The organism is Rathayibacter sp. SW19, from assembly GCF_030866825.1.
Classification (GTDB): Bacteria; Actinomycetota; Actinomycetes; order Actinomycetales; family Microbacteriaceae; genus Rathayibacter_A; species Rathayibacter_A soli.
Map to the genome: position 1 here is coordinate 4,290,087 of NZ_CP133020.1, position 23,049 is coordinate 4,313,135.

The following is a 23,049-nucleotide window of genomic DNA, read 5'->3' on the forward strand; positions in this document are numbered from 1 at the left end:
CATACCGAACAGGAATACATCATGACCGACAACACACAGACCTTCAACGCAGCGTCAGAAGTCGACACCACGGTCGCACCCGCCGTCGCACTGGCGGGCGATCCGGTGGCCGAAGCCACCCCCGGCCCCACCGCCGACCCCATCGTCGACATCAAGGCGCGAATGCCTCACCCGGCGTTCCTGCTGGAAGGCGGCATGGACGCCCTCGCCTCGTTGAACAAGGTGGCGGCGTCCGCACAGGTGCCGCCGGCGATCACCCACCTGGTGACGCTGCGGGCCAGTCAGATCAACGGATGCAGCTGGTGCACCGTGGAGCACACGCGTGAGCTCCGTGAGGATGACGGTGCGAGCGACGAGAGCATCGCGGCAGTGGCTGCGTGGCGCGAGGCACCGTACTTCACCGCGCGTGAACGCGCGGCACTCGCGTTCACCGAGGCGGTGACCCGGCTGGCGGACAAACCCGATCCGGTGCCCGACGAGCTCGGGAATGAAATCACCGCCGTGTTCAATCACCGGCAGATCGCGGCGCTGCTGTTCACAATCGGATCCATCAATGTCTGGAACCGCATCAATGCCGCCATCCGCCAGCCAGCCGGGCGGCGGTAGGCGTCAGTCGACCAGCGCGGGCAGCAGCTTCGCGGCCTTCGCCTCGCGACGAGCAAGGCGGCGTTCGCGCGCACCCTCCACCAGGTTGTAGAGCGTCGGCAGCACGATCAATGTCATGAGCGTTGACGAGACGAGCCCGCCGATCACCACGATCGCCAGCGGCTGCGAGATGAACCCGCCATGCCCGGTGAGCCCGATCGCCATCGGCAGCAGCGCAAAGATCGTCGCAAGTGCGGTCATCAGGATCGGCCGCAACCGACGTGACGAGCCGTGCGCGACGGCATCCGGAACCGTCATTCCCCGCCGTCGATACTGGTTCACCAGGTCGACGAGCACGATCGCGTTCGTCACCACGATGCCGATCAGCATCAGCACGCCGACCAGCGATGCGACGCCGAGTGGGATGCCCGAGATCACCTGCAGCGCAATCGCCCCGGTTGCGGCGAACGGGATCGAGACCAGCAGCAGCAGCGGCTGGCGCAGCGAGCGGAACGTCGCCACCATCACGACGTAGACGATCAGGATGGCGGCCAGCAAAGCGATCCCCAGTTGCGAGAACGCACTCGACTGGCTGGCGGTCACGCCTCCGATCGACGCGGTTGCACCCTGCGGGAGCTTCGTCGTGTCAAGCGCTTTCTGCACGTCTGCGTTCGACACCGCCAGGTTGTCGGTCGCCGGGGTCGCACTGATGGCTGCCGTGCGCAGCCCCTTCTGCGTTGTGACCGTCGCTGGCCCCGTTGTCTGAGTGACGGTTGCCAGCGTGTCCAGCGCGACCGGCCCGCGGGCGGTCGGAATCTCAAGCGCAGCCAGGGCTGCCGTTGTTGTCGGGGCCGTCGCATCCTGAATGTAGATCGACAAGGTGGTGTTGTCGATGGCGATGGTGCCGACCGTTGTTGGCTGCATCGCCTGCGAGACGATCGTGCCGACAGCGACCTCGCTCAAGCCGGCCTCCGCAGCCTTCTGACGATCGATGACGACCGCGACATAGGGCAGCGAGGCGCTGAGGTTGCTCGTGGTCTGTTTGATCGAGTTGAGCTTCTTCACCGAGTCGACAATGCTGTTGGTCGCGGTCGTGAGTGTTGCGCTCGTCGACGCGGACACATCGATCTCGATGTCGCTTGACGCGCCGAACCCGCTGGAGGCTGCAACGGTGATGGTCCCGGCATCCGAAATCGTCTTCAGTTCCTTCTCGATCGTTGACTGCAATGCCACTTGATCGGCGCTGTCGTCCGTTGTGATCGAATACTGGATGCCGCCACCACCGCCGGTGAACGCGTCGCGCAGCGAACTGCCGCTCGAGCCGATCGAAAGTTGCACGGTCTTGACGCCCGGCGTGCTCAGCAGCTTGCTCTCGACGACCTTCGCCGCGTCGTCCTGGGCTTGCAGGCTTGTGCCGGGTGCGAGCTTCTGGCTGATGCTCAGGGTGTTCTGCCCGGTCTCACCGAGGAAGTTCGTCTTCATCAACGGCACGAGCGCGATCGTACCGCCGAGCACGAGCACGGCGATGATGATGGTCGAAACCGAGTGCTTGAGCGTCCAATGGATGATCGGCAGGTAACCGCGCTGCAGGCGAGTCGGATGCTCGAGCTCATCCACGTGGCCGGCGGCTGCCGGCAGGTAGGTCGGGTCGTCTTCTGGTGCAATCTCGCCAGGCTTCAACGCCTTCGGGCGCAGGAACCAGTACGCGAGCACTGGAACGATCGTCAACGCGACCAGCAGTGACGACAGCAGTGCGATCGTGACCGTCAGTGCGAACGGGCGGAACAGTTCGCCGGTGACATCCCCGACGAAGGCGATCGGAAGGAACACGGCAACCGTCGTAATCGTCGACGCGGTGATCGCGCCGGCGACCTCGCGCACAGCGTGGATGATCGTCGTCGATCGATCCGCGCCGGGCACCATGTGTCTCTTGATGTTCTCGATCACCACGATCGAGTCGTCGACAACGCGCCCGATGGCAATCGTCAGGCCGCCGAGCGTGATGATGTTGAGCGTGTAACCGGTGGCCTGCATCACGATGAATGTGATGAGCACACTGGTCGGAATCGAGATCGCCGTCACCAGGGTGGCTCGCACAGACAGCAGGAACACGAGGATCACGATCACGGCGAACGCCAGACCGAGCAGACCCTCTTCAGCCAGCGAGCTGATCGACTGCTGAATGAACGGCGCCTGGTCGAAAACGACGGTGATCTTTGCGTCGTGTCCGAGCTTCGACTCGAGACTCGACTCGATGGCCCGCACACCCTTCGACACATCGACCGTGTTCGCGCTCGGCAGTTTCGTGACCGCTATCGTGAGCGCCGGCTTGCCGTTCACCCGCGAGATCGTGGTGGTCGGGTCGTCCGTTTCGGCGACGGATGCGACGTCACCGATCGTCTTCGGCGTGGGCACCGCGGCCGGTGCGGTCGCGCTCGCCCCGGTCGCTGAGCCGGCGGTCGCTGAGCTTGCCGAAGCGCCGCTGGTCGCAGCCGCACCGCCGCCCGCTGAGCTTGCCGAAGCGCCGCCCGTCGCGCCCGTCGCAGCCGCGCCGGCGGTCGCTGAGCTTGCCGAAGCGCCTCCCGCCGCGCCGCCCGCAGAGCCTGTCGGCGGCAGTCCGATCAGCGGCAGTGCCGCGATGTCGGCGACGGAGGTGAGCTTCTGGCCCGCCTGCACGGTGTAGGTCTTGCCGTCTTCCGTGATCGAACCGGCGGGCAACAGCACGCCGTTCTGTGCGAGCGCGGTCTTGATCGAGGTGGTGGTGAGGCCGGCGGCGGCCAGCTTGGCGGCATCCGGGGTTATTGTCACACGCTGGCCGACCGCTCCGATCAGCTGCGCACCGTTGACGCCGTTGACCTTTTGGATGTCGGGCAGCGCCAGCCGCGTGATGTCAGCACCGAGCGTCTTCGTGCCTTCAGTGCTCGTGACCGCCAGTTGAATGACCGGCAGGTCGTCGATGCTGCCGCTGAACACCTGCGGCGTTACGCCGCTGGGCAAGGTCGACTGGATGCGATTGATCGCCTGGTTCAGCTTCTGCTCGGCCGTAGCCAGGTCGGTTCCATACGTGAATTTGGCCGTGATCAACGATTGGTTGGTGCTGCTCACCGCGGAGCTGCTGTCGAGGTTCGCCACGCCCTGAATAGCCTTTTCGACCGGCGTGCTCACATCGTTGTTGACGACCTCTGGCGATGCGCCCGGATAGCTCGTGACGATCGCCAACTGTGGGAACTGGATGGACGGCGCCAGTTCCTGCTTGAGGCCGGTGAGTGCGATCCCACCGAACACGGCCGCAACAATCGTCACGAGGGCTATCAGTGCACGGTTCTTCATACTCAGAACGGCAAGAAAATGCACGAAAGTCTCCTCGGGAATGACAGCTGCCGCGGACTGCGGCTTCGCTCGACGCCGGCCACGTCGTCAGCCGCTGCGAGCATAACATTGCAGTCTCTGCATTCACGCCGCGAAATCGTCGCTGCGCCGCGGAACCGTGCTCACGCCGCGAAACCGTCGCAGCCCCGGTCGTGGTGCGCACCGCAGTGCGAACCGCGGTCACACGACGGCAGCCAAATATGCCGGATCGGGCAGCGGATGCTGGGCAAGGCCGGGCCACGACCGGGTCAGGGCGCTGACTGCGCGCTGCACGTGATCGGCGCTGCCCGTGATCGGCACCCGCAGAAAGCGTTCGAACGCCCCGTCGATGCCGAAGCGCGGACCGGCCGTGATAAGCAGGCCGTGATTGCGCGCGGCGAGTGCGAGCGCCGAGCTCATCGGAACACCGATGTTGACCCAGGCCGCCAAACCACCGTGCACCCGCGGAACATCCCAGCCGGGAAACGCGCGAGCCAGTTCATCTTCGACGGCATCTCGGCCGGCCGCGAGCCGTTGCGCTCGCTCTGCCTGAATCTGCTCGGCATCCGGCAGCAGCCGAGCGACGATCAGCTGTTCGAGTATCGGGGTGCCTAGGTCGATCCCGCTACGCACTGCGGCAAGCCTGCGGATCATAGAGGTTTCCGCGCGAATCCAGCCGATCCGCAAGCCCCCCCACAGACTCTTGCTGGCCGATCCGATGAGCAGCACACTCGAGTGGTTGCCGGTCGCATACGCCGGCAGGGGCAGGAATCGACCGGCCCGGTCGATGTTCAGTTCCGCCGTCGTCTCGTCCGCGACGACGAGGGTGCCCTGGCCTGCTGCGACCTCAAGCAGTCGGGCTCGCAACGCGGGCGACATGCTACGGCCGGTCGGGTTCTGGAAGTCGGGCATCACATAGGCAAGCACCGGGCTCGTTCGACGGATCGCGGCTTCGAGCGCCGCCATATCCCAACCGTCGACGATCGCACCAGCGTCCGCGGCCGCCTCCATCCTCGGTGAGGGTGAGGGTGATGGTGATAGCGATGGCGATCCGGGGTCGGCCGGTCCGAAGTCGGCCGGTCCGAAGTCGGCAAGAACCGGCACTCCGACGAGCCGGCCACCGGCATCCCTCAGCGCCTCGTACGCGTGCGGATAGGTCGGTGTCTCGATCAGCACACGATCGCCACGGCTGAGCAGCGTACGCGCAATCAGGGCAATGGCCTGCTGCGCCCCGACCGTGACGAGAATCTGGTCGGGTTCCGTCGCAACCCCCCGCTGCTCGTATCGACGCGCGATCGCCTCGCGAAGCACGGGCAGGCCGACCTGGTCGTACCCGGAGTCGCCGAGAAAGGCCGGCAAATCCTCAGTCGCGGCACGCGCGGCGGCAGCAAGACCGTGCGGGGCAGGTGGGGCCGCCTTGGTGAAGTCGAGCAGAGCGTCGCCGAGGCTGGCATGCTGCAGAGGGGCACTCGACGGCAACCGCGTGAGCGTGCCGGAGCCGCGAAGACTGCTCGCGAAACCCCGTTCGCGCAACCTGCGATACGCAGCGGCAACGGTCGTGCGACTCAGCGCCATCCGTTCTGCAAGCTCGCGTTCGGCGGGCAACCGCGCGCCGATCGCAACGCGTCCGTCCAAGACGAGCAACCGGATGCGATCGGCCAGCGCCTCGTAGGCCGGTCCCGGCCCGCGCCACTCGCCCAGGAGCACATCGAGCGCGCGGGCGGTGAGTAGTTCGACTGCCATAAGTCCACTCTAGAGGGATTGGCCTCTTGTTCAAGTGCCACTTTTCACATTGGATTGCATAGTGACGGAAATCGCCAAACCACGGGTGCGCCGATCAGGAGCGCGCCAATCAGGAGCGCCCAGACCAGGAATGCCCGGACCACGAACGCACAGGACGGCAGCGCTTCGAACGCGTCTGAAGAACACGGCGTCGCTGCAGGACGCCTGGGGTCGCGGCATCCGCTACCGGTTCGGGCGACGTCTTACGCAGTTGTTGATTGGATTGTTCCTCTACGGCATCGCCATCAGCGCGATGGTGCAGGCCGGCGTCGGCCTCGACCCGTGGGACGTGTTGACCCAAGGTTTGTCGATTCGCACGGGCATCCCCTTCGGAGTGCTGACGAACATCATTGGACTCGCCGTGTTACTGCTCTGGATCCCGCTGCGGCAACTGCCGGGGCTCGGCACGATCCTCAATGCGCTGCTGATCGGACCGAGCGCACAGTTGGGGCTCGCGATCATTCCGGTGCCTGACCAGCTGTGGCTGCGCATCCTGTTGTTTGCCGGCGGGCTGGTGCTGTTGGCGCTCGCCACAGGGCTGTACATCGGCGCGCAACTCGGGCCGGGCCCACGCGACGGCCTGATGACAGGCCTGCACGCGCGCACCGGCAGGCCGATTTGGATAGTTCGCACCGCGATCGAACTCACCGTGCTGATCATCGGCTGGATTCTCGGCGGCAATGTCGGCTTCGGCACACTCGCGTTCGCCCTTCTGATCGGCACGCTGATCCACTGGGCGATGCCACCCTTCGCGATCCGACTGCCGCAGGCTTCGCCGCCTCCGGCCTAGGCGCGCACGAGCCCGTCGGCTGCCGCGACCTATTCGGCCAGCGAAGCCGCGTAGACCTCGAACGCGGCGCGCACATATTCTGCGCCGTCGACCCCGCCGTAGTTCGCGGCGAAGCGCGGGTCGCCGACGTACATGTCACCGTAACCACGCAGTCGCCCGCTGGTGATCCGCCTCCCGGTCACGGGCGCCGACAGGTTCAGCCAGTCGACGTGTCGCGCGACAATCGCTTGCACTTCATCGCTGGCCACATCCACTCCCGCGGCCCGCGCGGTTGCGTAGTCGCGGGCGATGTCAACGTGAGTCTGCTGGAATTGCTTCTTCTCGGCATCCGTCTTCGAACGCCACCAGGCGTCACTTTTCGCGTAGGCGTCGGCGCCCCAACGCTGCTCCACTTCTTGCTGGTATTGCGTGTGATCGAACCCGTCAAGCATGTCTTGTGCCATCGGTCGCCCGCCTCCCTTCTTGTTTTTCGTTGTGTTCCCGTCGGGCCTACCCACCAGATCCGCAATCGTCAGCTCGACGGATGCGATCTGCCGCACCAGCCGCTCCTGCTCACGGCGTAACCACTCCAAGTGGTTACGCAGCGCGGCCGGTGTGTCGGTCTGCTTCGCGAGCATGGCGGCGATGGCTGGTAAGCCCATGCCGAGTTCGCGCAGGAGCAGGATGCGCTGCAGGCGCACGAGAGCGGCACGGTCGTAGTAGCGATAACCGTTGCTGCCGATTCGGCTGGGCGCAAGCAGCCCGATGTCGCCGTAGTGGCGCAGCGTCCTGCTGGTCGTGCCGGCCAGCCGAGCGATCTCGTGGATCGGCCAGTCCGCTTCGGTATCAACCGCCATGCCCACCTCCCTCCCTGTGCTGTGATTCCACCCTAAAGATTGACGTCGCGTCAATGTCAAGCGGGAGTCTCAAAATAGTGTTGCACTTCCCAGACTCGAGATATATCGTGTCTCTACAAGAACGCGTTATATCTCGAAACTGGCGCGTCACACCCACTCCCCGGCCGGAAGCGACCGGAGGCCAACCCAAGGAGAAACACATGGCACAAGAAAAGTGGCTGGTGAACCCCGGTCAGACGAAGACGATTGACATCGAGCGCGTGCGCAAGCTGAAAGTCGGGCTGATCGGCGGCCAGATCGACATCATCGGCCACGACGAGCCCGGCGCGCGCGTCGAAGTGCACTCGGTGAGCGGCAAGGAGTTGAAGATCTCAATCGACGGCGACCTGCTCGAGATCGATCATCCGCAGTTGCGTTGGGACAACTTTCTCGACGTCTTCCGCGCCTGGAGCGACAAAGCCGGGGCCGACATCAGCGTAATGGTCCCGCGCGATGTCGCCCTGAAGCTGGGCGTCGTCTCGGCGGATGCGCTCATCTCAGGGCTGACGACGGATGCCCGGCTCAGCACGGTTTCCGGCGAGATCACAGTCGACGGCCTTTCCGGAGATCTGGACCTCAACGCGGTCGGCGGCGAACTGTCCGTGCACGATCACGCTGGCGCGGTCACGGCGCACACGGTCTCCGGCGACATCACAGCCTCTGGCGCACTTCGTTCGTTCAGCGCGGACAGCGTGAGCGCCAACATCTACCTCGACGTCAGCGGCACCCCCGACCGGATCGCAACCAACACCGTTTCCGGAGACGTCACGGTGCGCCTCGACCAAGGTGTCAGCGCGCGCTACCGCGTGAACGCGATCAGCGGACGGCTGCGGGTCGACGACACCGTCGTGCGACGCGCCCAGGACAAAAGCTTCACGGAACAGACCGGCTCACTCGACGGACAGTGGATCGACGTGACCGGTAACACCGTGTCTGGCGACATTTCGATCGTGCGCCGCCCGTCGACACGGGTGAAGACAGAGGCATCGGCATGACCCCGGCTGTGTTCTCGCACGGCAGCCTCCGGCTGTATCTGCTGAGTCTGCTCGACGAGTCGCCGAGGCACGGTTATGAGCTCATCCAGGCACTGAGCGACCGATTCGGCGGCACCTACTCGCCGAGCGCCGGCACGATCTACCCTCGCCTGGCGAAGCTCGAAGACGAGGGTCTCGTGACCAAGCAAACGGACGGCCGCAAGACCGTCTATCAGATCACGGATGCCGGCCGCGCCGAACTCGCCGCCCGCGCGGGCGAGCTCTCCGACATCGAGAACGAGGTCACCGATTCGGTGCGACGGCTCGCCGACGAGGTTCGCGCCGGCGTCAATCAAGCGATGAAGAGTCTTCGAGCCGATCTCGCCTCCGCGGCTCGCGAGGCGAAACGTGACGCGAAACGCGCCGCATCCGCGACCTTCGCCGCGCCAGACGCTGCAGGCAACTCCCGCATGGCGGCACGCGAAGCGGAACTCGTCATCAACGAGTTTCGCCAACAACTGCGTGCCGACCTTCGAAAGCAGGCGGCCGCCGGTGCGATCTCGCCGGATGCTGTCGCTGCGTTGCGCGCCCGGCTCGCGGAAGCGCGCACAGATATTCGCGCAGCGTTATCCTCCTAGCGCTCCCGCCCCGATGCGGACACCGGGAGTGTTTTTGTCAGACTGTGTCAGGCCGAACGGCGTTCAAGCCGCGCGGCCTGATTCTGCTACGTCAGTCACACCGGGATCCGGGCAGTGAAGGAACGTGTGCGCCTCTTCATGTTCAACCGTATGCTGCGACATTGGTTTGCCGCAGAGTGGGCACGAACCTTGTCCGGTCGGCGTCGCCTCGTCGTAGCCGTATGGCCCGAGCGGCGGCGGTCCGAGTACTCGGAACAGCTTGCCGTCCAGCCATTCGGCGGCGTGCTCTGCCACCTGGTGTGGATCGGTATGGCTCTTTGCGATTGCCATACCCCAACGGTACGCGCGAGCAGATAAAATTAACCTGAAAGTTGTGCGGTGAAAACCGCATCAAGAATCGCCATGAACTCCGTCGCGCGCACCGTCACAGACACCCCTGAAATACACCGATCTCAGCGCACTCTCAGCCCTCATACAGACACGCTGCCATGTCAACTTGACAGCGGATTAGCAGAGTGTAGTGTCGTGCCTCGTGACAAATGAGGGGAAGTCCCCCGCAATAGATGGGCGATCTGCCAAACGTTGGTTGATCGGAGACCCGCTTCCGAGTGAGAAGCTCGAGGGTCAATTGCTGCCCAAGCGGATCGCTTTACCCATTTTTGCCAGCGACGCTCTGTCATCCGTGGCCTACGGCCCGCAGGAGATGATGATGATCCTGCTCGTCGGCGGGGTCGCCTTTCTGAGTCTGGCTCCGTGGGTCGCGGCGGCCGTCGTTGTGCTGCTCATCACCGTGGTGGCGTCGTACCGGCAACTGGTGAAGGCTTACCCGTCGGGCGGAGGCGACTACGAGGTCGCGCACAAGAACCTGGGCGAGAAGGCCGGCCTGATCGTCGCATCCGCGTTGCTGGTCGACTATGTCATGACCGTTGCCGTCTCGGTCGCAAGCGGTGTGGACAACATCATCTCGGCGCTACCTGTGCTCAGCCCATGGCGCACCGAGCTCGCGGTTGCGTTCGTCGTGCTCATCGCGGCCGTCAACCTGCGCGGCGTTCGCGAGTCGGGCAAGGCGTTCGCCATTCCCACCTACGTCTTCATCGGCAGCATTGCACTGATGATCGTGACCGGGTTGATCGAGACGCTGCTGGGCCATCCGCCCGTCGCCGCCTCCGCCGGCTACGCCGTGAAAGCACAGGGTCTGACGCAGGCAGCGCTGGTACTTCTGCTACTGCGTTCCTTCTCGAGCGGATGCAGCGCGCTGACCGGCGTCGAAGCGGTCGCCAACGGCGTTCCTGCGTTCCGCGTTCCGAAGATCCGGAACGCGCGCACGACACTCCTGATGATGGGCGGAGTGGCGGTCACACTGTTCGCCGGGTTGACGGCAATGGCACTGGTCACCGGCGTGCACTACGCCGAGAACCCGTGCGACCTGATCGGCTGGAGCCAGTGCGCCACCTCTCCGCAGCTCAGTCTGATCGCGCAGGTTGCGTCGGCAACCTTCGGGAACAACACCGTGCTGTTCTTCCTCGTTCAGGCGGCGACGGCCGTTGTGCTGCTCTTGGCCGCCAACACTGCGTTCAACGGGTTCCCTCTGCTCGGATCCGTGCTGGCGCGAGATTCGTATGCGCCGAAGGCGCTGTCGACGCGCGGCGACCGCCTGGTGTACTCGAACGGCATGATCCTGCTTGGGCTTGCGGCGATCATCCTGCTGGTGGTCTATCAGGCCAATCTCACCCAGCTCATCCAGCTGTACATCATCGGCGTGTTCGTGTCGTTCACGCTGGGCCAGAGCGGGATGGTCAAACACTGGGTCTCGTTGCTGAGGGGCGGCGCGAAGAACCGGGGCACGATCATCCGGAGCCTGTGCATCAACGCGTTCGGCGCCATCCTGACCTTCAGTGTGCTGGTGGTGGTGACCATCACGAAGTTCACGCACGGCGCTTATCTGGTGTTCATCTTCATGCCGATCCTGTTCCTGCTGATGCTCGGCGTGAACCGGTATTACCGCGACGTGGAAAAAGAGGTCGAGGTCGACTCGACAACCACGTTCGGCAGCTCGGGTGACCACGCCATCGTGCTCATCGGCAAGATGCAGAAGCCTGCATTGAAGGCCCTTGACTACGCGATCGCAGCGCGGCACGAAAGCATCGAGGCGATCAACATCTCGGTCGATGCGGACGCAACGGAGAAACTGCGCAAGCAGTGGCGCGAGATGAATATCCACGTTCCACTGCACCTCATCGAATCACCGTATCGAGATTTCGGTTATCCGCTGGTCAAGTACATCAAGAAGCGCCGCGAGGAGCACGGCTCGGAGGTCGTCACCGTCTACCTGCCGCAGTACATTGTGGGGCACTGGTGGGAGAGTCTGCTGCACAACCACCGAGCCCGCCGGATCAGCAAGCAACTGATGATGTGTCACGGCGTGACGATCGCGCTCGTGCCATGGCTGCTGGACTCGTCCGAGTTGATCTATGGGCGCCGTTCGCGCCCGCTGCCGGGGCAGGATCGCAGAGGTGAACCGATCAGGCCCCCGGCGCGCAGACCGCTGGCGCCGGCATCGAAGGCCACGTCCACGTCCACCACGACCGAAGAGCCCACGCCGACCACGCCGCGACCCAGCACTCGGCACTCGCGCAAGCGGGCGAGCCGCATGAAGCGCTGACGCGCGGGCCGCACAGGGCGCCCATAGCTCGGCCAGCGCGACGACGCTACAGCTGGCCCATGATCTGCCGGGCAATCACGCGCCCGGCCCTGTTGGCGCCGATCGTGGAGGCTGTCGGGCCATAGCCGGCGAGGAAGATCCGCGGGTCCTGCCAGGCAGCCCCCTGCTCGACCGTGACGCCGCCGGCCTTCTCGCGGAGTTTGAGCGGCGCGAGGTGTCGCAGTTCGGGGCGGAACCCGGTGGCCCAGATGATCGCATCCGCCGGGCTGAATGAACCGTCCGGCCAATGCACGCCGCCCGGCTCGACGCTCGTGAACATCGGGCGCTCGACCAGCACACCGCGACCGATCGCCGCAACGATTCGTCGGGTGCGGGGAACGCCTGTGCCACTCACGATGCTGGGCAGCGCCTGGCCAGCGCGAGCCGCGGCATCCTGCATCGACACGGCGGCGACGCCGCCCTCGATGGTGAGCTCTGACTCATTTCGAAAGTCGACGGGTCGACGGGTGGCCCAGGTCAATTCGGATGCGACGCCCTCCAGCTCCATCAGAAAACCAACGGCGCTCGTTCCCCCGCCAACTACGACGACGCGCTGCCCGGCGAACTCTTCCGCAGAATGATAGCCGCTCGTGTGTACATGCCGGCCGGAGAATGTGTCGCTGCCCGGTAGATACGGCACGAAGGGTGCCCCCCAGGTTCCGGTGGCATTCACCAGCATGCGCGTCACGGTCTCACCACGATCATGACCGACGACGAGGTCCGCGCCGCGGTTGAAGACGGTGCGCACGGTGACCGGACGCTGCACGTGCAGGTCGAAATGTTCCTCGTAACGTCGGTAGTAACCGGCCACGATATCCTTCGCGGGCAGTGTGCGATCGGCCGTGTCGAAACTGATCCCGAGCTCTGACATGCCGGGAAGATCGCTGACATGATGCGCGCTGCCGAGTCGCAGCGCATCCCAGCGCAATTGCCACGCGCCGCCAGTACCAGGGCCTCGGTCGTAGACGATGAAATCGACCCCGGGCTCCAACTCGAAACGTCGCAGATAGTATGCGACAGCCAGCCCCGCCTGGCCGGCCCCCACGATCACCACCCGGGTTGAGGTTTCGGTTGAAGACACGCCCGATACCCTCTCATTCTGTTGCTTGGCCATCGTGATCGGTTGCGTGGCCGACGGGCGGCTGTTACGGCCCTCATGCTAAACTAGCCGTTAGTTTTGTTATCTCTGCTGTTCGTCAATCCCGCGCGACTCATTGCTCGCCCGGCCTGTCATCGTAAGGGGGTCTCGCATGGGGCGCGGCCGTCAAAAAGCTAAGCACACCAAGATCGCGCGCGAACTGAAGGCTTACAGCCCGAACGTCAACTACGACGAACTCGAGCGCGAATTGACCGGGCACTCCCACAACGACGCCGATTACTCGAAGTGGGCTGACTACGAGCCCGACGGCGACGCGAACGACGAGTTCGAGACGCACGACCAGTCCAAGCGCGCGTAGTCGCCTCCAAGCGCGCGTAGTCCCCTCCAAACGCGCGTCGTCTTACTGCTGCGCCTGCGGTTCAGCCGGTCATCGACAGCTTCGCGGGTGACCGCGGCAACGCTCTGTCCGCCGGCACCGTACCGATGTTTCTCCTCATCAGACGTGTGACAGACGTCATATGCAGGTCGTGACGGATGTGTGTGGGCGCGGCCCGGCGCATCCGTCAGAGTGGAGGCATGGACAACACAACACTCCCCGCCTCGGCGCCTCTGGCCGCCGGGCCAGCGCGCGTAAGCACGACAGGCACGAACACCGCGCTTGCCATCGACGCCCGCGGTCTGACCAAGAGCTTCGGCCGCGTGCACGCCGTCAACGGCATCAACCTGCAGGTCGCTCCGGGCGAGATCGTCGCCTTTCTCGGGCCGAACGGCGCAGGCAAGACCACCACGATCGACATGCTGCTCGGCCTCAGCAAGCCTGATGCGGGTTCTGTCACCGTGTATGGCCACTCGCCGCGCGGTGCGATCGCACGCGGTCAGGTTTCCGCGGTCCTGCAGAGCGGCGGTCTTCTGAAGGATTTGACCGTGCGCGAGACCGTCACACTCACCTCCACATTTTTCGCGAATGCGCGGCCGGTCGACGAAGTTCTCGAGCGCGCCGGCATCCGCGACATCGGCGGCCGGATGGTGGGCAAATGCTCGGGCGGCCAGCAGCAACGCCTGCGGTTCGCGATGTCGTTGCTCTCCGACCCGGGGCTGCTGATGCTCGACGAGCCGACCACCGGCATGGATGTCGAGGGTCGACGCGACTTCTGGGGTGCCATTCGCCAGGATGCGGCCCGCGGACGCACCGTCGTCTTCGCCACCCACTACCTTGACGAGGCCGACACGTATGCCGACCGCATCATCCTGGTGCGCAAAGGCTCGATCGTGGCCGACGGCACGTCTGCCGAGATCAAGAACCTCGCATCCGGTCGCACCGTGCGGGCGACCCTGCACAACGCGGGCCAGGCGGCGATCGCGGCCGTCACCGGGGTGCGTTCGGTCGAAAAGCGCGGCGACACCATTCTCGTCTCCACCGACGATTCGGATGCCGTCGCCCGCTACCTGCTGAATCAAACGCAGGCCGTGAACCTCGAAATCACCTCCCACAACCTCGAAGACGCCTTCATCGCCCTCACGGGCGACGACAACGAAAAGCAGGCCAACGCATGAGTTCAACATCCGTCGCACCGAACGTCGCCCGCGACCGGGTCGACCTCGACCGCAAAGTTCCGCCGTTCGGCGGTTTCAACCTGACATTCTTGTGGATCGAATTGCGCCGCAAAATGCGCAACCGCAGAACCTTGATCTTCACCCTCGTTTTTCCGGTCGCGATGTATTTCCTCGTCGGCTACCCCCAACGCCACGTCGCGCTGGGGCACACGTCGGTGTCGCAGGGCGGCATCTCCGTGGCCGCATACATCATGGTGTCGATGGCGCTCTACGGCGCGATGATGTCCGCGACGGCCGCTGGCGGATCGGTCGCCGTCGAGCGGATGCAGGGCTGGAGCAGACAGTTGCGGCTGACCCCGCTGAACCCGGTCGCGAACATCGCGACGAAGATCATCGCCGGGCTCATGCTCGGTCTGATCGCCGTCGGGGCGACATACGTCACCGGTGCGCTGACCGGCGTGGCCATGCCGGCCGCCGACTGGATCCTTTCGGGTCTCGCCGTCTGGATTCTGGGATCTCTCGTGTTCACCGCTCTCGGCCTGCTGGTCGGCTACCTGGTGCCGAGCGAGAACGCCATGCAGTTCGTCAGCCTGATCGTCGTGTTCTTCTCGTTCATCGGCGGCCTGTTCTACCCGCTCAGCATGATGCCGCAGATTCTGCAGAACGTTGCAGCGTGGACCCCGGTTTACGGCATCGGCGAGCTGGCGCGTGCCCCGCTCACCGGTGACGGCTTCGACATGCTCGCCCTGCTCAACGCCATCCTGTGGCTGCTGATCTTCACCGCGGGCACGGTGCTGCTGTTCCGTCGCGACACCAAGCGTGGCTGATGCGCTCTCGCCGGTGGGTAGATTGGGTTGAGTATATTGGGCAGCATGCTCGGCACGAAACACCGGCCAGGCGGCGAACCGGGTGAGCCGCCCGACCTCGACTCTTTCGGCGAGAGCCTGAGATTCCCGGAAATCAGCCAGCTGCCGATGCGGGAGGCACTCCTGTTCCGCGGCGCGCGCAAGTGGTATCTCGGGCTCAGCTTTGCGCTGACCTGGCTCGCTTTCTTCGCCTACGAATATTTCCAGACCACATCGAGTGTGCCGCTGCGCGTCATGGCGATCGCTCTGATCGTGATCTACGCGGCCGCCGTCGGAGTCGCCGTTCCACTTGCCTGGTGGCTGCCGCCCGGCAAGCGAATTTGGGTGATCATTGCGACGTGGGCGGCGAGTTTCATGCTCTGGCCGATTGTCGGCTGGCACGTCAGCCAGACGTGGACTTTCGTCGGGGTCGTGATCGCCATGAGCATGTTCTCAATGCGCAAGACAGCAGCCCTCGTCGGGGTGCTGAGCGCCCTCACTGTCGTGTTCCAGTATGCGGGCGGGGTGCGCGGCGAGTCGCTGTTCTACGTCGCGGCCATCGTTGCATCCATCTCGATGATGATGGCCGGATTCGCGAGGCAGATCGCCGCCATCAATCAGTTGCGTGCGACGCAACACGAGTTGGCGCGGCTCGCAGTCGAGAAGGAGCGTGGCCGGGTTGCCCGCGACATCCATGACATCCTCGGCCACTCGCTGACCGCGATCACGGTCAAAGCCGAGCTCGCCGGCATGCTCATCGATGCTGACGAGGGCACCAAGGCGGGCGCCGAGATCGCGGCAGTCGAGGAGCTGGCCCGCGGCGCGCTGGCCGACGTGCGCGCGACCGTGGCAGGCTATCGCGGCGTGAACATCGTCGGCGAGCTGGCGAACGCGCGCTCGATTCTCGCCAGCGCCGGTATCGACGCCGATCTGCCGACGACCGTCGACTCGCTGCCCACCCGGTATCGCGAACTGGCCGGCTGGGTGGTGCGCGAGGGGGTGACGAACGTGGTGCGCCACTCCGAGGCGAAGCACTGCCGCATCCGCATCTCGCCGGCCGAAATCGAGGTCGCCGACGACGGTCGCGGGCCGGCCGCTTTGACCGCGTCGACCAGTACCGGCCTGCGCGGTCTCGGAGAACGCGTCGAGGCCGTCGGGGGGTCGCTGCGGATCGGCCGATCCGAGCTCGGCGGCTTCTCACTGTACGTCGGAATGCCGCCGGCCCATCAGGCGGATGCCGCATGAGCACCGAACCGATCCGGCTTCTGCTCGCGGACGACCAGGCGATGGTGCGCGGCGCCCTTGCCACGATGCTCGGCCTCGAACGTGACATCGAAGTCGTTGCGGAGGTCGGTCGCGGAGACGAGGTGTTGGCCGCGGCGATGGACACACATCCTGATGTCGCCCTGCTCGACGTCGAGATGCCTGGGCAGGACGGCATCGCTGCCGCAGCCGAACTCCGCGCCCACCTGCCGTCCATAAAGGTGCTGATCGTGACGACGTTCGGTCGGCCCGGCTACCTGAAACGCGCCATGCAAGCCGGAGCGAGCGGGTTCGTCGTCAAAGACACCCCGGCCCGCCAGCTCGCGGAGATGGTGCGAAAGGTGGCGTCGGGGCTGCGCGTGATCGATCCGTCTCTAGCCGCTGAAACGCTGGCAAGCGGTGACTCGCCCCTGACCGATCGCGAAACGGACGTGCTCAGTGTCGCGAGAGCGGGCGGGACCGTTGCGGACATCGCGCGCAGCCTCACGCTCAGCGAGGGCACCGTGCGCAACTACCTCTCGAGCGCGATCGGCAAGACGGCGGCGCGCACGAGGGCGGAAGCTGTGAGGATCGCCGAGCAGAACGGCTGGTTGCTGGGCTGATCCACTCAATCACTCGGATCGCGGGCGCCCTCGCTTGGACAACGGACCTGCCTTCTTGGGCATCCTGCCAGCACTCTTCAAGGATTGGCGCAGCAGCATCTCGATCTGCGCGTTGACGCTTCGCAGCTCATCGTCTGCCCACCGTGCCAGCGCGTTGTGGATGGCGGGATCGATCCGCAGCAGCAGCTGTTTGCGCTCGCTGGCCACGACTAGTACAGGGATCCGGCGTTGACTATGGGCGAGGCCGGCTGATCACCGCACAGCACGACCATCAGATTGCTGACCATCGCCGCTTTTCGCTCGTCGTCGAGTTCGACGATGTTGCCTTCGTTGAGTCGGACGAGCGCCATCTCCACCATGCCGACCGCACCCTCGACGATGCGCGAACGCGCCGCGACCACGGCGTTCGCCTGTTGACGGCGCAGCATGGCTTGGGCGATCTCGGATGCGTACGCCAGGTGACTGATTCGCACCTCAACGATCTCCACGCCTGCAAGCAGCACGCGCTCTGCGACCTCCACCGCGAGTTCACTCGCGACGAGGTCGGTCGAGCCGCGCAGCGACTCGCCGCCTGCTCCTGCATCGTCGTACGGGTGCGTCGTCGCCGTGTGGCGCAGGGCGGACTCCGCTTGCACCGAGACGAAATCGCGATAGTCGTCGACGGCATACGTCGCCTTTGAGGTGTCGGCGACCTGCCACACGACAATAGCGGCGATCTCGACCGGGTTGCCGTCCGCATCGTTGACCTTCAACCGGTTGGTCTCGAAGTTGCGCACGCGCACACTGACGGAGCGTCGCGTCGACAGCGGTATCACCCAGGACAAGCCGGTCTGGCGCACCGTGCCCGAATACCGGCCGAAGAACTGAATGACACTGGTCTGACCTGGCTGCACGATCACGAGTGAGCCCAAGATGATGACAAAGATCACGATGGCGATCGTCACGAGCCATGGCAACGCATTCAAACCGAACAGCACTGCGGCAGTCGCGCAGACGGCGAGCGCGAGCACCCCGAACCATCCGCTGACCGACCACGCCCGGCGCTCGTGGATGTCCACCCTGCCACCGCGTCGACCGTTTTGCGCGGGTTCTTGTTGCGACGCTTCCTGTACGGAACTCATCGCTTCCTCCTGACTATTAAGTGATATGTATTTGATATCATTTAAATCACGGCCGCACAACGGGTAAAAGGCGTGTTCGGCCGGCATTGCAGTCCGTCAGAGAAGCCAGCCCTGCTCGGCCGCCGTTGCAGCGGCATCCGATCGATTGCGGGCGCCGGTCTTGCCGATCGCGCTCGACAGGTGATTGCGAACGGTGCCTGCAGACAGATGCAGCTCCCGGGCGATGTCTGCGACCGAACCGCCGCGCTGAACCACGCGCAGGACGTCGGTCTCACGCTCGGTAAGTGGCGACGCGCCAGACGCGAGCGACTCGGCGGCAAGTGCCGGATCGACCACGCGCAAGCCCTGCGCGACCCGGCGAACGGCGTCGGCCAACTGGCTCGCCGGCGTGTCCTTGACAATGAATCCGTTTGCACCTGCCTCCATCGCGCTCCGCAGGTAGCCTGGCCGCCCGAACGTCGTGACGATCAACGACCGGCACTGCGGATGCTGCTGCCGCAGTTGCCGCGCCACCGCCAGCCCGTCCATTCCCGGCATCTCGACGTCGAGCAGGGCGACCTGCGCGTCGTGAGTGCGTGCCGCCGCCAGCACCTCGTCGCCGCGACCGACCTGCGCGACCACGTGGAGATCGGTCTCGAGTTCGAGCAGCGCGGCGAGAGCCCCACGCACCAGCGCCTGATCGTCAGCGAGCAGCACCCGGATCGGTTCACTCACGCCCGCCTCCTGACCGCAACCCGAACGCCGCCATGGTCACTCGCGGTTACCGTAAGGTCAGCGTCGGCTTTTTCCGCACGCTCGCGCAGGCCGAGAAGGCCAACGCCGCTGACAAAGGCATCACCGGCAACGGCATCGCCGCCGGGGGCGTCGGTGAACGCGCCGCCGGCCAAAACGGAGCCGCTTCGCATGGCCGGCATCGTCGCATCCGCCATGCCGTGTCCGTCGTCGTCGACAGTGAGTTCCGTCCGCGTCACCTGCACCCAGCAGTTGCGCGCATCTGAGTGCCGCACCACGTTGGTGACCGCCTCGCGGAGCACCCATCCGAAGAGCTCGCGCACCTCGGCTGCCACCGAATCGGGGTTCGCGGGCAGGTGTGCCTGGATGTCCGCGGCAGCCAGCGCCGCCTGCGCAGCGCCCAACTCGGTGGTCAACGTCATCTCCCGATAGCCGGCTACTGCCGCCCGCAAATCGGTCAACGCCGCACGGGAGAGCCGTTCGATGTCGGCGATCTCTGCCTCTGCCCGCGCGGGGTCGATCGATACCAGGCGCCGGGCGAGCTCCGATTTAACCGTGACGACGGTCAGCGAGTGGCCGAGCACGTCGTGCATGTCTCGGGAGAACCGGGCGCGCTCTTCGACCACGGCGAGCCGCGCGACTTCTCCTTGCGCCTGCTTGAGCTCGCGCATTGCCTTGATCTGCTCATTGATGCCGAACATCATCACGGCAACGGAGAAGATGATCGGCGCTGCGATCGCCGTGGAATCGGCGAAGTCTGTGACGAAACCGTAGAGCAGCGGCACCGCCACGAGCACCGTGATGATCGGGATGAAGAGCACGAGTTCTTCGCACAGTGTCGCGGCGACCGCGCCGACCAGAATCCACAGCCATAGTGCATCCGCGCCGATCAGCGGAAAGTACAGGCCCGTGTAGAGCCAGTACACGGCAAGAATCGCCACCCGGATCCGACGCTGTTCTCCCCACCCCATCGGAGGCAGGAAGATGAAACCGATATAGAACGGAACGAGCAGCACGGTCGCGATGACTTGTTGGGTCAGCCCGTATGCGTTCGGGCTGCTCCAGATCGAGATGATCATGACCACCTGGTAGATCAGGCCGAAGCCTGCCCCCCGGTACCATCCGCGCGTGTTGCGGTTGCGGATGCTCGCCATAGCGCGCCTCCACCAGGCTCGCCATGGCGAGCCTGGTGTGGCGGGTAGCGTCGCCGCATCCATGTCAGCCACTGTACTTCCGGATGCGTCGGATGTCTGCGCAACCGGATGCGTTCGAGCCGACACGATTGCCGCGCATCAACTGCGGGTAGCGTCGCGCTTGTAGCGCCAGGCGATGAACACGGCGAGCGCGAGCGTCCAGCCCAGCAGAATCAGCACGGGTTCGAGCGCGTTGCCGCTCACGCTCGCCCCCATTTGGCCGAGTCGGTTAAGCCAATACGACGGAACCGCCTGGGCCACGTTCGAGACCCAGCTCGGCATGATCTGCAACGGTATCCACAGGCCGCCGAGGATCGCCAGGCCGAAGAAGACGATCAGGAACAGCGGCTGGGCATATGACGGCTTCGCGAACTGGCCGATCAGCACCGCGATCAGAGCAAACGGGATGACCCCGATCCAGAGCCCGAGAGCGGCCATGGTCCAGCCGAGGAAGGAGAGCTTCGCCCCGAGCACGACCACCGAGACGACGATCAGCAGCACGATCGACACGAGCGCGACGGCCAACGCGGACACCACCTTCGAGATCAGATAACCGGTTCCGCTCAGCGGCGTCACCCGCAGCTGACGGTTCCAGCCCAGCGAACGCTCTGTGACGATGTTGAACGCCTGCCCGAGCGCAGCCATCATGCCGCCGTAACCGGCCATCTGGATTGTGGTCACGACGACCCACGGCAGCCCGGTCGTCTTGTCGATGACGCCGCCCGAGCCATATGCGCTGCCGAAGATCAAGAGCATCATCAGCGGGATGGCGAAGGTGAAGATCAAGCCGCGCACGTTGCGCAGTTGCCGGGCCGATTCCAGCCCGATGTAGGCGATGCTCATTTGTGTGCTCCGTTCAGTATGGCGGCGGATGCCGCGGCGGGCTCTGGTTCGGCCAACGCCGCGCGCCCGGCCGGCGTTTGGTCGGATTGTGCAGCTTGTGTCAGTGCAAGGAACGCGTCGTCCATGTTGTGTGCGGTGACCTCGATATCGTGCAGGTCGGGGTAGTTCGACAGGAGCGTGCGAAGCGCAGCATCCGAATCGTCGCTGTCGATGGTCAGCTGCTCACCCCGATGCTCGACGCTGGTCACGCCGGGCAGACTCTGCAGTTCGAATTCGATCTCTGCCGTCCAGTCGAAGTCGAAGCCGGCGCGGATGCGGCGCCCCGACACGACCGATTTCACCTCGGCGGGCGTACCATCTGCAACGATCCGTCCGGCACTGAGCATGATGATGCGGTCTGCGTAGGTGTCCGCCTCATCGAGGTAGTGCGTCGCGAACACGACGGTGCGGCCCTCGTCTGTGAACTCCTGCATGGACTGCCAGAACACGCGGCGTGCTTCGACATCCATCGCGGCGGTCGGTTCGTCGAGGATCAGCAGCTCGGGGTTGGACACGACGGCGACTGCGAACCGCGCGCGCTGCATCTGCCCGCCGGAAAGCTTGCTGACCTTCTGCTTCGCGATCTCGCTGCAGCGTGCTCGCTCCAGCGCTTCCGCGACCGTGAGCGGATGCTTGTGCACACTCGCGACCAACGCGACCGCTTGCGAGACGGTCATGTCCGGCAGGAGTGCACCGCCCTGGAGCATGGCGCCGACGCGACCCTCTGTGATGGCTGCGCGTGGGTCGGCCCCGAACAGCGTCGCTGTGCCGGCGGTCGGCGTCGCGAGGCCGAGCGCCAGGTCGATGGTGGTGGACTTGCCGGCACCGTTCGGGCCGAGCAGCGCGACGACCTCGCCGGTGTCGATCGTGATGTCGATGCCGTCTACGGCGGCGAGCGAGCCGAAGCGTTTGCGCAGGCTAGTGAGTTGTATGGCTGTTGTCTGATTCACCTTTTCATGGTGTCGCGCCTGGTCCGCGTCGTCCCGGGCCGCCCGTCAGGATCTCGCCGTGACATTTGTCACGCCCTGCGCTCGTTCCTCCGCCTGCCTTCGCTGATCGAGTAGGCCGCCCGCCTTCGCTGATCGAGTAGGCCGCCCGCGGCCGTATCGAGATCCCGGTGAGCGGTCTCGATACGCGTGCTCGTTCCTCGCGCGCTACTCGACCACCGGCTTGCGTGCTCGTTCCTCGCGCGCTACTCGACCGGCTTCCGTGCTCGTTCCTCGTGCGCTACTCGACCACCGGCTTCAACGCTCCCCGACGATCGAGAGCCCGCGCGCCTTGAAGCGTCTGCGGTCGGCGTTCAGCGACGCTACCAGGCGATCCGTCGTATTCCGGATGTGTGCGACGACGGCGCGAGCACCGGCATCCGCATCGCGCGCTTCGAGGGCTGCGAGAATCTGCCGATGTTCGCTGCGCACCTGCTCGCGCGACTGCGCGGTGCGCAGGTCGAGCCACCGGGTGCGCGCGAGCCGGGTCACGACGTCTTGCACTCCGGCGACAAGGAACGGGTTGCAGGAAAGTTGCGCGAGTTCGACGTGGAAATTCGGCCCCGGCTCCCCGTGCTCGATGTCGTCGTCGCCGGGCAAGGAGCGCAGCAGTTCGAGCAGTCCGGCCAAGTCGGCCTCCGAAGCGCGTGCAATTGCCAGCCGCACGGCTGCCGCCTCGACCGCTTCACGATATTCGGATGCCGCGCGTACCTCGTCGAGGTCGATCGGCGCGACGATCCAGCCGCGGCCGTCGCGGCGCACGAGGCCCTCAGTGTCCAGGCGCAGCAATGCGGCGCGCACTGGCGTGCGGGATGCCGCGAACTCGCTCTCGAGACCGCGCTCGGTCAGGCGCTCGCCTGGCGTCAGATCAAGTTCGAGGATCGCGGCACGCAGACGCGTGTAGATCGACGCGGTCTGCGATGTCGGCGCGCCTGATACGGAAGCCTGCGGTTCGGTCAGTGTCTCGGGCATGCCAGCACCGTACCATTCGGGATGCCGGATCGGTGTCCCAACCTGGGGTCCGGGCGGAAGAAGACGTTTCGTCGCCGACCTGCGCCAACTGTTGCGGTATGCGCCAC

22 protein-coding genes are annotated in these 23,049 nt (G+C 65.2%); 10 read left to right on the forward strand and 12 right to left on the reverse strand.

Annotated features, from left to right (window positions below; all coding sequences use genetic code 11):
* Positions 1–21 precede the first annotated feature (21 nt).
* Positions 22–606 carry a carboxymuconolactone decarboxylase family protein gene (locus tag QU604_RS19855; protein WP_308466324.1) on the forward strand — a complete coding sequence of 195 codons (585 nt, stop codon included), beginning with the start codon at positions 22–24 and terminating at the stop codon, positions 604–606.
* A gap of 3 nt (positions 607–609) precedes the next feature.
* Here the strand turns inward: QU604_RS19855 and QU604_RS19860 are convergent, their stop codons facing one another.
* Both QU604_RS19860 and yczR read right to left on the reverse strand, forming a co-directional pair.
* Complete coding sequence (locus tag QU604_RS19860; RefSeq protein WP_308466325.1) at positions 610–3,939, reverse strand: efflux RND transporter permease subunit; 3,330 nt, start codon at positions 3,937–3,939, stop codon at positions 610–612.
* Between the two features lie 195 nt (positions 3,940–4,134).
* Positions 4,135–5,676 carry a MocR-like transcription factor YczR gene (gene yczR / locus QU604_RS19865; protein WP_308466326.1) on the reverse strand — a complete coding sequence of 514 codons (1,542 nt, stop codon included), beginning with the start codon at positions 5,674–5,676 and terminating at the stop codon, positions 4,135–4,137.
* Between the two features lie 130 nt (positions 5,677–5,806).
* Between yczR and yczE the strand changes: the two genes are divergently transcribed.
* The gene (yczE, locus tag QU604_RS19870; protein WP_308466327.1) at positions 5,807–6,505 is read left to right on the forward strand and encodes a membrane protein YczE; all 699 of its coding nucleotides are present in this window, start codon (positions 5,807–5,809) and stop codon (positions 6,503–6,505) included.
* A 29-nt stretch (positions 6,506–6,534) separates the two neighbouring features.
* Here yczE and QU604_RS19875 read toward each other — a convergent pair whose 3' ends face one another.
* Positions 6,535–7,341 (reverse strand): MerR family transcriptional regulator, encoded by an 807-nt coding sequence (locus QU604_RS19875; protein ID WP_308466328.1) that lies wholly within the window; start codon positions 7,339–7,341, stop codon positions 6,535–6,537.
* A 200-nt stretch (positions 7,342–7,541) separates the two neighbouring features.
* On the opposite strand from QU604_RS19875, the gene QU604_RS19880 reads away from it, so the two are divergent.
* Both QU604_RS19880 and QU604_RS19885 read left to right on the forward strand, forming a co-directional pair.
* On the forward strand, positions 7,542–8,375 hold the full coding sequence (locus QU604_RS19880; protein ID WP_308466329.1) for a DUF4097 family beta strand repeat-containing protein: 834 nt from the start codon (positions 7,542–7,544) through the stop codon (positions 8,373–8,375).
* Positions 8,372–8,992 (forward strand): PadR family transcriptional regulator, encoded by a 621-nt coding sequence (locus QU604_RS19885; RefSeq protein WP_308466330.1) that lies wholly within the window; start codon positions 8,372–8,374, stop codon positions 8,990–8,992. Before QU604_RS19880 ends, QU604_RS19885 begins: the two co-directional genes overlap by 4 nt.
* A gap of 63 nt (positions 8,993–9,055) precedes the next feature.
* Here the strand turns inward: QU604_RS19885 and QU604_RS19890 are convergent, their stop codons facing one another.
* Entirely contained in the window at positions 9,056–9,322 is a 267-nt protein-coding gene (locus QU604_RS19890; RefSeq protein ID WP_308466331.1) for a hypothetical protein, read from the reverse strand.
* 202 nt (positions 9,323–9,524) lie between these two features.
* On the opposite strand from QU604_RS19890, the gene QU604_RS19895 reads away from it, so the two are divergent.
* Complete coding sequence (locus QU604_RS19895) at positions 9,525–11,654, forward strand: APC family permease (protein WP_308466332.1); 2,130 nt, start codon at positions 9,525–9,527, stop codon at positions 11,652–11,654.
* A gap of 46 nt (positions 11,655–11,700) precedes the next feature.
* Here the strand turns inward: QU604_RS19895 and QU604_RS19900 are convergent, their stop codons facing one another.
* Positions 11,701–12,774: an NAD(P)-binding domain-containing protein gene (locus QU604_RS19900; RefSeq protein WP_308466333.1), complete on the reverse strand. Its 1,074-nt coding sequence runs from the start codon at positions 12,772–12,774 to the stop codon at positions 11,701–11,703.
* A gap of 169 nt (positions 12,775–12,943) precedes the next feature.
* On the opposite strand from QU604_RS19900, the gene QU604_RS19905 reads away from it, so the two are divergent.
* The 5 genes from QU604_RS19905 to QU604_RS19925 all read left to right on the forward strand — a co-directional run bounded on the left by QU604_RS19905 (position 12,944) and on the right by QU604_RS19925 (position 17,056).
* The gene (locus tag QU604_RS19905; protein WP_308466334.1) at positions 12,944–13,150 is read left to right on the forward strand and encodes a DUF3073 domain-containing protein; all 207 of its coding nucleotides are present in this window, start codon (positions 12,944–12,946) and stop codon (positions 13,148–13,150) included.
* A gap of 218 nt (positions 13,151–13,368) precedes the next feature.
* A complete protein-coding gene (locus QU604_RS19910; protein ID WP_308466335.1) occupies positions 13,369–14,346 on the forward strand; it encodes an ABC transporter ATP-binding protein in 978 nt (325 codons plus the stop codon).
* The gene (locus QU604_RS19915) at positions 14,343–15,173 is read left to right on the forward strand and encodes an ABC transporter permease (protein WP_308466336.1); all 831 of its coding nucleotides are present in this window, start codon (positions 14,343–14,345) and stop codon (positions 15,171–15,173) included. The genes QU604_RS19910 and QU604_RS19915 overlap by 4 nt, the downstream gene beginning before the upstream one ends.
* Positions 15,174–15,218: 45 nt before the next feature.
* Positions 15,219–16,436, forward strand: a complete 1,218-nt coding sequence (locus QU604_RS19920; RefSeq protein WP_308466337.1) for a sensor histidine kinase — start codon at positions 15,219–15,221, stop codon at positions 16,434–16,436.
* On the forward strand, positions 16,433–17,056 hold the full coding sequence (locus tag QU604_RS19925; protein WP_308466338.1) for a response regulator: 624 nt from the start codon (positions 16,433–16,435) through the stop codon (positions 17,054–17,056). Before QU604_RS19920 ends, QU604_RS19925 begins: the two co-directional genes overlap by 4 nt.
* A 9-nt stretch (positions 17,057–17,065) precedes the next feature.
* On the opposite strand, the gene QU604_RS19930 is transcribed toward QU604_RS19925, so the two are convergent.
* The 7 genes from QU604_RS19930 to QU604_RS19960 form a co-directional block, all read right to left on the reverse strand.
* Entirely contained in the window at positions 17,066–17,263 is a 198-nt protein-coding gene (locus QU604_RS19930; protein ID WP_308466339.1) for a type II toxin-antitoxin system antitoxin, read from the reverse strand.
* Positions 17,264–17,265: 2 nt separating this feature from the next.
* Positions 17,266–18,177, reverse strand: a complete 912-nt coding sequence (locus QU604_RS19935; protein WP_308466340.1) for an SPFH domain-containing protein — start codon at positions 18,175–18,177, stop codon at positions 17,266–17,268.
* A 96-nt stretch (positions 18,178–18,273) separates the two neighbouring features.
* Complete coding sequence (locus tag QU604_RS19940; protein WP_308466341.1) at positions 18,274–18,891, reverse strand: response regulator; 618 nt, start codon at positions 18,889–18,891, stop codon at positions 18,274–18,276.
* Positions 18,888–20,063, reverse strand: a complete 1,176-nt coding sequence (locus tag QU604_RS19945; protein ID WP_308466342.1) for a sensor histidine kinase — start codon at positions 20,061–20,063, stop codon at positions 18,888–18,890. Before QU604_RS19945 ends, QU604_RS19940 begins: the two co-directional genes overlap by 4 nt.
* Positions 20,064–20,201: 138 nt before the next feature.
* Positions 20,202–20,945: an ABC transporter permease gene (locus QU604_RS19950; protein WP_308466343.1), complete on the reverse strand. Its 744-nt coding sequence runs from the start codon at positions 20,943–20,945 to the stop codon at positions 20,202–20,204.
* Positions 20,942–21,934: an ABC transporter ATP-binding protein gene (locus QU604_RS19955; RefSeq protein WP_308466344.1), complete on the reverse strand. Its 993-nt coding sequence runs from the start codon at positions 21,932–21,934 to the stop codon at positions 20,942–20,944. The genes QU604_RS19950 and QU604_RS19955 overlap by 4 nt, the downstream gene beginning before the upstream one ends.
* Before the next feature lie 294 nt (positions 21,935–22,228).
* Positions 22,229–22,942, reverse strand: coding sequence for a GntR family transcriptional regulator (locus tag QU604_RS19960; RefSeq protein ID WP_308466345.1), 714 nt, complete (start codon positions 22,940–22,942; stop codon positions 22,229–22,231).
* Positions 22,943–23,049 lie beyond the last annotated feature (107 nt).